Origin of the sequence: Cupriavidus numazuensis (assembly GCF_905397435.1) — a bacterium.
Taxonomy (GTDB): Bacteria; Pseudomonadota; Gammaproteobacteria; order Burkholderiales; family Burkholderiaceae; genus Cupriavidus; species Cupriavidus numazuensis.
Map to the genome: position 1 here is coordinate 1 of NZ_CAJPVI010000112.1, position 12,192 is coordinate 12,192.

Annotated in this window: 6 protein-coding genes and 3 pseudogenes; 7 read left to right on the forward strand and 2 right to left on the reverse strand. The window is 57.2% G+C overall.

What is annotated here, in order from left to right; all coding sequences use genetic code 11:
- Window positions 1-342: 342 nt before the first annotated feature.
- From KHO41_RS40065 to KHO41_RS40095, 7 genes and pseudogenes are all read left to right on the forward strand, one after another.
- Window positions 343-2,079 (forward strand): acyl-CoA dehydrogenase, encoded by a 1,737-nt coding sequence (locus KHO41_RS40065; protein WP_211958735.1) that lies wholly within the window; start codon window positions 343-345, stop codon window positions 2,077-2,079.
- A gap of 126 nt (window positions 2,080-2,205) precedes the next feature.
- Window positions 2,206-3,855, forward strand: coding sequence for an AMP-binding protein (locus KHO41_RS40070; RefSeq protein ID WP_211958736.1), 1,650 nt, complete (start codon window positions 2,206-2,208; stop codon window positions 3,853-3,855).
- Between the two features lie 14 nt (window positions 3,856-3,869).
- On the forward strand, window positions 3,870-5,510 hold the full coding sequence (locus KHO41_RS40075) for an AMP-binding protein (RefSeq protein ID WP_211958737.1): 1,641 nt from the start codon (window positions 3,870-3,872) through the stop codon (window positions 5,508-5,510).
- On the forward strand, window positions 5,485-6,267 hold the full coding sequence (locus tag KHO41_RS40080) for an SDR family NAD(P)-dependent oxidoreductase (protein WP_280519733.1): 783 nt from the start codon (window positions 5,485-5,487) through the stop codon (window positions 6,265-6,267). Before KHO41_RS40075 ends, KHO41_RS40080 begins: the two co-directional genes overlap by 26 nt.
- Before the next feature lie 55 nt (window positions 6,268-6,322).
- Entirely contained in the window at window positions 6,323-7,060 is a 738-nt protein-coding gene (locus tag KHO41_RS40085) for a TetR family transcriptional regulator C-terminal domain-containing protein (RefSeq protein WP_211958739.1), read from the forward strand.
- Window positions 7,061-7,615: 555 nt separating this feature from the next.
- A pseudogene (locus KHO41_RS40090) lies at window positions 7,616-8,715 on the forward strand (IS5 family transposase).
- Window positions 8,716-9,225: 510 nt separating this feature from the next.
- Entirely contained in the window at window positions 9,226-10,185 is a 960-nt protein-coding gene (locus KHO41_RS40095; RefSeq protein ID WP_211958740.1) for an IS5 family transposase, read from the forward strand.
- 50 nt (window positions 10,186-10,235) lie between these two features.
- On the opposite strand, the pseudogene KHO41_RS40100 reads toward KHO41_RS40095, so the two are convergent.
- Both KHO41_RS40100 and KHO41_RS40105 read right to left on the reverse strand, forming a co-directional pair.
- Window positions 10,236-11,414: pseudogene (locus tag KHO41_RS40100) on the reverse strand (IS701 family transposase); the annotation flags it as partial.
- 62 nt (window positions 11,415-11,476) lie between these two features.
- Window positions 11,477-11,923: pseudogene (locus KHO41_RS40105) on the reverse strand (IS4 family transposase); the annotation flags it as partial.
- Between the last annotated feature and the right edge of the window lie 269 nt (window positions 11,924-12,192).

The following is a 12,192-nucleotide window of genomic DNA, read 5'->3' on the forward strand; positions in this document are numbered from 1 at the left end:
CATTGGACGACGGTCAAGCGCTGCCGCGGTGGAAGCCGGCCGGGCCTGGCACTCTCTGAACCGGGTATGTCAGATCAATCCGCACCAATGACAGCGCCTGCAAATGCCGGGAAGCTTCGTCAGGCGAACAACGAAGTACTGATAGCGATTTCGGCTCTGGCGTGAGGGTAAAGAGCACTCCACCACGGGCGTGATGCCTCTTGGCGCTCGAGTGTGCACATCTCCGGCTTCAATCGCCGGGAGGCCTTCGATCCAGTTCTACTTAGGTGACCAAATAATGATGAAAGTTGAAAATGTTCCAGATCTCCGCGTGAGTGACAATTCCGAGAGGAGACTTGGGAAATGAATTATCGTGCTCCTACCTTCGAGCAGCTCTTCGCGTTGCGTCACACAACGGAGATCGATGACCTAGCTAATTACGAGCGATTTGCAGCAGCAGGTCCAGAACTTGTCGAGGCGATCGTGAAATGTGCCTCAGCCTTTGCTGAGGGGGAGTATGGCCCTCTAAGTCGATCTGGGGACCAAATTGGCGCGCGTTGGGACGATGGGCAGGTGATCATGCCGCCCGGCTTCGGAAATGCCTATCACGGGAGCGTGAAAGGTGGTTGGGGTAGCATTAGTGGACCGGTAGCCTACGGTGGCCAAGGACTGCCGTTCGCACTGACCACGGTCGTCCTGGAATGCCTAGGCTCAGCAAATTTTGGTCTGAATCTTATCCATGGCCTGACAATTGGAGCGATCGAGGCAATCGAGAATCATGGAACGCCGGAACAGAAGGCGAAATGGCTCCCGAAGCTGATTACCGGAGAGTGGCCGGGCACAATGAACTTGACAGAGCCGCATGCGGGATCGGATGTCGGCGCCCTGCGTGCCTCTGCTGAGCCGATCTCGGGAGCGCTGTACCGAATCAAGGGTACCAAGATTTTCATTACTTTCGGCGAGCACGACATGGCTGAGAATATCGTCCATCTTGTGCTGGCTCGTACGCCGGGAGCGCCGCAGGGAACGCGGGGCATTTCACTCTTTCTTGTGCCAAAGTACAGGTTGGACGCTCAGGGTCAACCCGCTGAGTTCAATCATGTTCGCTGCCTTTCGATTGAAAAGAAACTTGGTATTCATGCCTCTCCGACGTGCGTGATGAGCTTTGGTGAGGATGGTGAATGCATTGGCGAACTGATCGGCGACGAAGGTTCTGGCATGCGCGCGATGTTCACGATGATGAACAGTGCTCGTCTGAACGTCGGCAATCAGGGCGTCCAGATTGCCGAGGTGGCAACCCAGCGAGCACTAGGCTATGCCAGCCAGCGAGTTCAATCGGCACGTTCGGATGGGTCTTCTGGAAAACAGCCCGTCGCAATTATCGAACATCCCGATGTTCGGCGCATGCTGATGCGAATGAGGGCACTTACCCAAGCCGCACGGGCGCTTGTCTACTATGCTGCGGGACGGGCCGACCGTAGTAGTCTCGGAATCTCGGGGGCAGCGGAACGTCTCGACCTATTGACTCCAATGGTGAAAGCCTATTGCACCGACATCGGTTGCGAGGTGGCGTCTATCGCCATTCAAATACATGGTGGGATGGGCTTTATCGAGGAAACGGGTGTGGCGCAGCTATATCGCGATGTTCGGATCACGCCGATCTACGAAGGTACCAACGGCATTCAGGCGGCGGACCTCGTTGGTCGAAAACTTGTGTCGGACGGAGGAGCTGCGCTCCTAGAGCTGCTCGATGAAATCGGTGCCGATTCGCGCGATGAGATCGAGCTGGAAAAGCTTCGTACGGCCGTTTCGGAATCTGCACGCTGGATGCTTGGCGCAGGCGTCAACGACCGATTAGCTGGCAGCTATCCCTTCCTGACCATGACGGCCGGAGTTGTCGCCGGATGGCTGCTGCTCCGGCAGGAAAGGGCTGCGAAACTCCACTCGAGTGAGTATGGAGAAAGGTTCTCCTCCGCCAAATGTGCTGCAGCGCGTTACTACCTGACACAAATTGTTCCGGAGATTGCAGGCCTCGAGGCCCAAGTGCGAGTCGGAGCAGACGTGCTGTATGCGTTGTCAACCGATACTCTGACAGCGTGACCAAGTGGTGAGGAGCACCGAATAACACGGGCGCGAGGCACCGTTCGGCTCGCTCGATTTTGAGTGAGGCCTGACTCTGAGTTAAACAATTAGACGTTTAAATAACAAGCAGAGCGGAGGAGACGTATGGAGCGTTGGAATGCGATGATAGCGGCCGATCGGAGCCGCTGGTATAGAGAGCAAGGACTATGGACCGACGACACGATCCTCTCGTACTTCTCTCGTAACGTAGAGCGGACTCCCGAAAAGGTCGCGATTGTCGACTGCCGGAAGGACGGAGGCAGGCAATCCATCAGCTACGCGGCTCTAGACGAAGCCCGGCGCTCCTGGGCAGCGCGCTTCGTATCACTGGGAGTAGGGCGTGGCGATGTTGTGTCCTTCCAACTGCCAAATTGGTGGGAATTTGCAGGAATCTATCTCGCATGTGAGACCATCGGAGCCGTCGCTAACCCGTTGATGCCCATATTCCGGGAACTCGAATTGGAGGCAATGCTGGGCCTTGCAGGATCGCGCGTTCTTATCATTCCGACCGAGTTCCGCAATTTCAAGTATGAGCCTATGGCGGCAACGCTCAAGGAGCGCCTGCCAGCGCTTGCTCATGTCCTTACGGTCGAGCAATTGCGTCAAGATTTGGAGGTGAGGAGCAGCGATTGCGTCTCGCTGGCGTCAGCCGCCGACGACGTCGTTGAGTTGCTCTATACCTCCGGTACCACCGGTGTGCCAAAAGGCGTCATGCATACCGGCAACACCCTGTTGAGCGCCCTAAGACCTTTCATTGCGACCCTGCAACTTACCGACGGCGACGTCGTCTTCATGGGATCCCCGCTCGGACATCAGACCGGCTTCCTCTATGGCATGGTCCTCCCGCTCATACTCGGGGGCAAGGCCATCTTCCAGGACGTCTGGGACGCCCGCCGAGCCATCGATATCATGGAAGCCGATCGAGTAACCTTTACGATGGCGTCGACGCCATTCCTGACAGATCTTGCAAATCCCGAACTGACGCATGGGCGCGACATCAGCGCATTCCGAACTTTCATCTGCGGAGGAGCAGCAATACCGCGCGAGCTCGTGCAGCGCGGCGGCGAACTGCTGGGGGCGAGGATTCTTTCGATTTGGGGCATGACCGAATGTGGCATCGTCACGCTGGTCCGCCCGGACGACCCGCCCGAACTCGCCTTTACGACCGATGGCGCGCCATTGCCCTCTTACGATGTTCGCGTCATTGGCGATGGTATGCCGGCTTCGGCGAGTGTGCAGGGTGAGCTTCAGATTAGAGGGCCATCCTGCGCTGTGGGATACCTCGAGCGCTCGGACCTCTTCCCGCTCGATGCCGAAGCCTGGTTTAGCTCGGGCGACCTCGGGTCGATGGACGCGCAGGGCTATGTCCGGATCTCAGGGCGAAGCAAGGATATCATCATCCGGGGCGGCGAGAATGTTCCGGTCGTCGAAGTCGAAATGGCACTTCTCAAGCATCCGGCCGTAAGAGATGTTGCGCTCGTAGCGATGCCTGACAAACGATTAGGCGAACGCGGGTGCGCATTCGTAGTTGCATCCGATGCTGGGTTCACCATCGACGAAATGCGAACCCATTTGAACACTATCGGGATGGCCAAAGACTACTGGCCCGAGCATGTAGAACTGGTTCCCGAGCTACCGCGCACGCCGAGCGGAAAGGTGCAGAAGTTCTTACTACGACAGTGGGCGGAGAACGTCACACCCACGCTCCGACAGGCGCAGGGGCTTACCAAGATGGTTCAACGACGCCAGGATTGAAGGCGATGCGAGAAATGCAAATTGACGATACGAAATCGTCGGTGCCGGTGTCTGACCGGGATGCAGACCAGACTTTGCTTGACTTCTTCGATAAGGCTGTCACGCAAATGCCCAATAAGGTGGCGGTTATCACCTACGCCAGCGGGAATCGCACGAGCCTGACTTATGCAGAGATCGCCGCTCATGTCGACGCTATCGCAGGAAACCTTTTGGCCATGGGCCTTGGGCGCGGGAGCGTCGTATCCTACCAGCTTCCCAACTGGTGGCAGGCTATCGCGCTTCACCTCGCCGCCCTCAAGATTGGTGCCGTTTCGAATCCTCTCATGCCATTTCTGCGCGAGCGGGACCTCCAGTTCATGTTGTCCCTTGCGGAAACCGATCTGTTCGTTGCCCCCGCCGTATTTCGCGGCTTTGATCATCAGCAGATGGCTAGGCGCCTTTTGGTGGCGGTTCCCACGCTCAAGCACATCAGGATCGTCGGAGGGGATCCAGGAATTGCCTTCGAGGAAATGCTGCTTGAACCGTCTTGCACTGCCAGTCGAGCCCATGTTGGTCGCGAAGACATCGTCCAGTATCTATTCACCTCAGGAACGACCGGCGAACCCAAATGTGTCATCCATACGAGCCGCTCGCTGCTCACAATGATGGAACAGACGGCCGAATCGCTTCACCTTTCCGACGGCGAAGTGGTGTTCATGGCGATGCCTCTGTCGCATCAGGGTGGCTTTATTACGGCGATAGTTCTCCCGATCATGCTGGGTGCAACGACGGTGCTGCAAGATCGATGGCAGCCGCTAGAAGCGGTTCGTATCTTCACAGCCGAGCGCGTCACAATGACACTGGGCGCAACACCCTTTCTCTCGGATATCACTGACGTAGTCGAAGAGACTGGGGAACGACCTGCGGATCTCCGAATATTCATTACCTCAGGTGCCGCCATTCCGCGCAACCTCATTCGTCGTGCCAAAGTCGCGCTGAGATGTCATCTCATTCCGAGTTGGGGCATGAGCGAATGCGGCTTCTCCACTATGGCGAAGATCGATAGTACGGACGAAAAAATCTGCGCTACGGATGGCTGCGCGCTGCCTCTGATGGAGGTTCGCGTTGTTGATGACCAAAGCCTCGCGGTGCCGCTGGAAAGCGAAGGGCGCCTTCAAGTACGAGGTCCCAATCTCTTCTCAAGTTATCTCAAAAGACCTGAACTGAGCGCCCTTGAACCGGGCGGTTGGTTCGATACGGGCGACTTGGCACGAATGGACGGGGATGGCTACATTCGCATAACTGGGCGCACGAAGGACATTGTGATCCGCGGCGGTGAGAACATCCCTGTCGTCGAGATCGAGCAGGTAATGTATCGTCATCCTTCCGTGCTTGAGTTCGCCGTGGTCGGTATGCCGGATGAGCGCCTCGGCGAGCGGCTTTGTGCTTTTGCCGTCCTGCGGCCAAATTGCACACTGAATCTGGCTGAAATGACCAGGTACCTCGCCGATGAGAGCATGGCAAAGTCCTATTGGCCTGAGCATCTCGTCTGCGTGGAGGCTATGCCTCGCACGCAGACGGGAAAGATTCAAAAGTTTATCTTGCGTGATCAAGCTAAGCTGATCGCTCCTAATGTAAGCGTTCGGAAAAATGACGATACAAAAACAAATCAATGAGTGCACTGTTCTTGTCACTGGGGGAACATCCGGGAGTGGGTTGGCCACCGCCATGGCCTTTGCTAAGGCCGGCGCCCCTCGCATCGCGCTCATTGGGCGAGATTTTGGTCGTGGCGAGGAAGCCCGTGAAAAAGTGGGCAATGAGGGGGCTTCCACTTCATTCCATTCCGCCGACGTGCGCTCACAATCCGAAGTGGAGACAGCCATTGATGCAGCGGTGGCCATCCATGGTCCAATCGACATTCTGATAAATTGCGCCGGGGTTGGGGGGCACTATGCACCTCTCCCATTCATCGACCAAGATCCCGCCTATTTCCCTGACGTCTGCGCTACATCATTCTTCGGGATTCTCTATGCATGTCGAGCAGTTTTACCAATGATGCGAAATGCCGGCTTCGGTGTGATTGTAAATACCGGCTCTGATGCAGGAAAGGTGCCGACACCTGGCGAAACGGTGATCGGCGGAATGATGGCTGCAGTGGCAATGTTCAGCCGTTGCTTAGCAATGGAAGCGGCCAGATTTAATGTTCGTGTTCATGCGCTGAGTCCGTCGATCGTGCAGAACACCCGTTCATACGACATGGTGATGGAGCAGGCATTCAGCGAGAAGCTATTCCGGAAGGCGGAACGCCGCGCCCAATTGGGCATTGTTCAGCCGGAGGATCTCGCTGCAGTAGCTCTTTTCCTCGCCAGCCCAGAGGCCGCCCGACTTACCGGGCAAGTCATAAGCGTGAACGGCGGCATCTCCGCTGGCTAGAGCGCTCGAACCATGCTAAGCTTATTATATATTCGACGAATATTGGATGGGCGGCATGATGGCCAGCACCGTAAAGACGAAGAATGCCGTGACACGTGGATCTGCTGGCCGAAAAACCACTAAACCGGCACGAGGACCGGGACGGCCAGTTTCAGATCACCATTTTGATGGTAAGGAGGCACTGCTCACAACCGCTCACCAGTTGCTGATCGAATCGCACGGTCTGCCTGTATCGATGAATTACATTTGTGCACGTGCAGGCATTAATCAGGCAATGGTTCGTTATCACTTCGGTGGTAAGCATGAGTTGATGGTGGCTCTCTTTGAGAGGGTGTCGTCGACTTGGTCAGGTCCGGTGCAGGAATTGCTTGAACTTGATATCGACCCGAGGAAGAAGCTCGAAATTCATATCAGAGAGATAATTCGGAATTTTCGTGCGTATCCCTACATTAGTCGACTCATGACTGAGCTCCAATTAACGGGGGACAAAAATTTGCAGAAAAGACTTAGCAATAGCTTCGTTGATTTGCTGCTGAAGTTTTATGAGCATGTTCTTAGTGAGGGAGCTGCTCTCGGGGTACTTCGACCGATTGAGCCTTTGCACCTTTTTCTTTCTATTGTCGGGCTCTGTGACTATATATTCGCAGCGCAGCCCATGCTAGAGGCCGGTTTGGGCGTGAAGATGAATGACGAGCTGGAAGTGTCTCTGATTGATCACACGACCAAGCTTGTGCTTAACGGAATAAGTGCGGCTAATAGTAAGCGTGTCCCCGGTACCGTCTCGATGATGTGAAGAGAAGTTGCCAGAGTAGTCCTGCCAAAAAATAGCGGGACCAGAGTGGCAATAGAGGCACCGAAGAGAAGCTCACGCAAAGGCATCCGGAACGACCCCATCGAATTCCGACGACATCTGGCGTATCGGTGGCGCGTTTGACAATGGCTTCCACCGTCACGGGCAACAAAGCCACCGGATCGCATTCGCCAGCACGGGAGCCATTTGAACAACAGGTTCAGATTTAACCCGTGTTCCGATCCCGACTGTAGTAACGTTCATGATGACGCTCCTTCCGATCAAGTGGAGTTTCGACACCAACACTCTGGCACATTGATGCCGTTTCGGCGGGGGCGTCCATTCCATCAGAAGTCATGACTCTTCCCGCAGCGCCTGAATGGTGAGTGCGGCGTCCATGATTCGTTGCATGCCGATCTAGATCGTTTTGGCGCCGGGCTCATTATCGCTCTTGCGCCCAAGAAACCCACCTAGCAGGCCGCTGAAATACCTCCAGCGGAAGTCAGCGCGACGACTGGCCGAAGCGTTGATTTGAGGACCCCATCCAACCCCACATTCATGCGCGGCGCAGACACCTTCACCGAAAGCTTGTTCACCATGCGGAGGCTGGAGGATTTCGTGCCGAAGTCCCATCCGCTGCGCTCGATCCGCACCATGGCCAACCAGGCGCTGGTGAAGATGGACCGGTTGTTCGCGCAGATGTACGAGGCCGATATCAAGGGTGGCCGCCCCAGCATTGCGCCGGAGAAGTTGCTGCGGGCCATGCTGCTGCAGGTGCTTTACAGCATTCGCTCCGAGCGCCAACTCATGGAGCAGACGCAGTACAACCTGCTGTTTCGCTGGTTCATCGGGCTGTCGATGGATGATCCAGTTTGGGTGCCCACGGTCTTCACCAAGAACCGCGAACGGCTGATCAAGCATGATGCGGTGATCCAATTTTTCAACGAGGTGCTGGCCATCGCGCAGAAGAAGAATTGGCTGTCGGGGGAGCACTTCAGCGTGGACGGCACGCTGATTCAGGCGTGGGCAGGCCATAAGAGCTTCGTGCGCAAGGATGGAGGCGACAAGGACGACAACGACGGCGGCAACTTCAAGGGGCGCAAGCGCAGCAACGAGACGCACGAGTCCAAGACCGATCCCGATGCCAAGCTCTACCGCAAGGGCAAGACAGCCAGCGAGCTTCGCTACATGGGTCATACCCTGAGCGACAACCGCCATGGCCTGGTGGTGAGTGCCATGGTGACCAACGCAGACGGACACGCCGAGCGCGAGGCCGCAAAGCTCATGCTCAACGATGCCAGGCAGGTGACGGAAGATTTGGACGTGGAAGTCACCGTGGGCGCCGACAAGGGCTATGACGCGCACGAGTTCATTGAGGTCTGCCTGGAAATGAAGGTGACGCCCCACGTGGCGCAGAACACATCGGGGCGTCGCTCGGCCGTTCCTGATGCCATTGCTTCCAGCGCCGGTTATGCGGTCTCGCAACAAAAGCGCAAGCTGATCGAACAGGCTTTGGGTGGGTCAAGACCGTGGGACGTATGCGTCAGGTGATGGTGCGCGGCCTGAAGAAGGTCGATCAGATGTTTGTGCTGAGCATGGCCGCCTACAACCTCGTGCGCATGCGCTCGCTGGGACAAATCCGTCCGCAGTTGCAGTAATCGCGGTATTGAAGCCGGAAATGGGCGCCAAAACACGGAAAAAGTCGATGCAGTGACGCCCAGCTTCCGGATTGTGAAAAATAGCGAACCTACCAGCCTTGAAGGGGAAGATTCATCGTTCGCGCGATGAGTACTTCAGCAGCCTGCTAGTCTTACTGTGTCACAAATGTGATCGATCAGCCAGACGCGCAACATGGGCAAAGGCCAAGGCCGCGTATCAGGTGGAAACTGAGTTGATGACGGAGTGTGGTGATTGAATTAGTCACGTGCCGCTGCGCGCGCAGGGCTGCCCCGGGGGATGTAATCAGCGGGAAGCGCAGGTATCTGGCGTTCGAGGAAGTTTTTTTTATTCTCTTCGGACTTCACCGCAGCGAGTCGTTCGGCCATCAGGAAGGGCGTTGTTGCATAAATCGGGGGTGGGTTGGGCTGACGTTTACGCGCAACGACTGGAACGCTGGCTCTGTTAACTTCTGACGATGCGGCGTAGTGTCTTGGACTTTTTCCGGGACGATGCGCAAGGACAACCGACAGCAAGCCGAGCCCAAGGGGGTCTACCGCGTCAAGAACTGGGCGCAGTACAACAGGGGGCTGATAGCCCGAGGAGATGTGACGATGTGGGTCGAAGAGAGCTTGCTCGTGCCACCGGCTAAAACCCAGTCGCCCAAGCGTGGCCACCCACTCGTCTATACGGACGCGCTGATCCAGGGTCTGCTCGGTCTCAAGCAGGTGTTCCACCTGCCGCTGCGCGCGCTGCAAGGCTTCGCGCAGAGCTTGCGCACCCTGGCCTTCCCAACGTTGCCAGTGCCGAACTACACGACATTGAGCCGCCGCGCGCAGAATCTGAACGTCGTGCTGCCCGCCTCGCGTACCGGCGAGCCGCTGCATCTGGTGATCGACAGCACTGGGCTGAAGCTTTACGGCGAAGGCGAGTGGAAGGTTCGCAAGCACGGTTGGTCCAAGCGCCGGACTTGGCGCAAGGTCCATCTCGCCATGGACGCGAACACCGGGCAAATCTGTGCCGCGCTGATGACCCATCAGGACGTTGGCGATGGCGAAGTGTTGGCCGACCTGCTCGACCAGATCCCGGCTGATACACCGATCGATACCATCGGAGGCGACGGCGCTTACGACAGCAAGCCGTGCCACGCGGAGATTGCAGCGCGAGGTGCACAGCCCTCGATTCCGCCACGCGAAGGAGCGAAGCCTTGGTCCGAAAGTACGCCGGGCGCAGCCTGGCGTAACGAGGCCATCGAAGTCATTGAGAAGAGCAGTCGACGCGAATGGAAAGCCGCCAGCGGCTATCACCGGCGTTCGCTGGCCGAGACCCTGATGTACCGCCTCAAGACGCTGACGGGACACAGTCTGCGGGCACGCGAAATCGGGTCGCAGGCCACCGAAGTGGCCATCCGTGCGGGCGTGCTCAATCGCATGGTGGCGCTCGCTCGCCCGCAATCCGTCCGTATCGCCTGAGTTCAGCCTCACCGAGAAGTCCCTGTTTTCAATCTCGATTTATGCAACAACGCCATCAGGAAGCCATAGGCTGCAATACTCAGCGTCGCATGATGGTGGAATCCGCGCCAGCCCCGACCTTCATAGTGACCAAGACCGAGGTCTTGTTTCAAGTCCTGGTAATCGCGCTCAATACGCCAACGCATTTTGGTCACGAACACTAGTTGTTCTATCAGCGCATCGGCTGGTGCTGTGGACAAGAAGTATTTGGTCGGCTCCGCCTCGCCCTCTGGCCACTCGACCAGCAACCACTCTTCGTCACGCAAGGTGCTGCGCCAATAGTCCCGATGTGCCGGGCGAACCCGCACGGCCGCAAATCGCGATGAAAGGGCCGCATTTGTGCCTTCCCGCCAAGTCACCACTTGGTAAGCCCTCGAGGGTAAAGCCATTGCCAAGGTCTTCACAGAAACCGGCTCATGGCCCGGTGCGCGACGCAGCAACTTCGGTGGCCTGCCCGGACCGCTTGCCGGTTTGGCCGGAAGTGGCGAGACGCCCTGCGGCCACACCGTCGTCATGGAGCGAATCCCGACGGCGTAGAGCAGACCCAATTCTGTCAGGCTTTCGCGAAAGCCGGTTTCATCGCCGTATGCGGCATCGGCCAGCACGACTCCGGCAGGCACGCCAGCGGCGATCGCCTCCCGAACTTGTGCCAGTGCAATCTCCGGCTTCGTGGCGAACGCGATATCGTCTGGCACGCCGGCCTTCTCGCGGCGAGTCGCATCGTCGGCCCATTCCTTGGGCAGATAAAGCTGATAAGCAATCGGTAGGCTGCCTTGCTCCGAGGCTAGCGACAGGCTCACTGCAACCTGGCAGTTGTCCTGTTTTCCGAGCTGCCCGCAATATTGGCGCGCCACACCTACCGAATGTTTGCCTTTCTTAGGGAAGCCCGTGTCGTCAATGATCCAATAGCGACCGTTTGGTGCTTCCAGGAAGGGCTGAACCCAATCCCGGACACGCCTCAACAATAACGCATCCGACCAATCGGACTTGGAGACAAAGTGGTGCAGTGCTTGATGCCGGGCACTGGCATGCAGTGGGTCAACTCGTGCTGCCATCGGTTCGACGCTCTTGCGCGACAACGGGAGCATCAGGCCAGTGCAGTAGCTCTCCAAGCCGGCCCGGCGATCTGCGTGGCCCAATGCCTCAGCCAAGTAGTTCATGTAATCCGCAAATCGGTCGCGTGTGCTCATGCACTTCCCACCTTGAATGAAGAAGTACATATAATGCACTAATTTTTATGACACAGTAAGACTAGGGAAGCAACCATCCGAATCATCTGATTGAGTGTGACTGGCGTCTTCGGGCGAGCTTTCTTGGCAAACACGTATGCTCCCTGAATCTCGTCGGCATGGAAGAACAGAGACGCATCGAGATCCGGGCAGGTTCTGCCCATCCGCATCAGGCGGGCAATGCGCCACGCCACCACCATATACAACGCCAAGGCCCGCTCCACAAGTGCGATAGCTGTGGCGCTTCGACCTTGCCGCCAGTCTTCAGGACATGGAAGAACATCTCCACTTCCCATCGAACTCGGTACCAGTCGACGAGTTCGCTGACAGCAGCGGCGTCCTGCGCTTGTCGGTTTGTCAGCAACCGCCAAACCACTGGTTTGACGCTTGCCGGGCGCTCCAATCTCCCTGGCGTCTACACAGGTGAGCTCCGCTGCGTGCAGACCCGGCAGCGTTGCCGGCGAAGACCACCCCAAGTGCCTCGCCGCGCTGACCCAACGCGACGCGCACGAAAGACACCCAAACCGCGCGAGGCCCTGCGTGGTCGCAGTCCGCCATCGGTGTCGTGGCATAGAATAAAACAAACATTGATTTAATAAAAAGGCTCATGTAATCTTGATCTCAATGAGAGGAGGAGAGATGGGGATGGGCGGACTGAACAGCACAGCGATAGCGGGCGTCGGGTACACCGATTACAGCCGGAATTCGGGGCGAAGTGTGGAACGACTGGCGCTTGAAG

Excerpts from the sequence above, each read along its gene's own strand:
- KHO41_RS40080 (WP_280519733.1), top strand. The coding sequence starts at position 5,485 with ATGACGATACAAAAACAAATCAATGAGTGCACTGTTCTTGTCACTGGG.
- KHO41_RS40095 (WP_211958740.1), top strand. The coding sequence starts at position 9,226 with ATGCGCAAGGACAACCGACAGCAAGCCGAGCCCAAGGGGGTCTACCGC.
- KHO41_RS40070 (WP_211958736.1), top strand. The coding sequence starts at position 2,206 with ATGGAGCGTTGGAATGCGATGATAGCGGCCGATCGGAGCCGCTGGTAT.
- KHO41_RS40085 (WP_211958739.1), top strand. The coding sequence starts at position 6,323 with ATGATGGCCAGCACCGTAAAGACGAAGAATGCCGTGACACGTGGATCT.
- KHO41_RS40075 (WP_211958737.1), top strand. The coding sequence starts at position 3,870 with ATGCAAATTGACGATACGAAATCGTCGGTGCCGGTGTCTGACCGGGAT.
- KHO41_RS40065 (WP_211958735.1), top strand. The coding sequence starts at position 343 with ATGAATTATCGTGCTCCTACCTTCGAGCAGCTCTTCGCGTTGCGTCAC.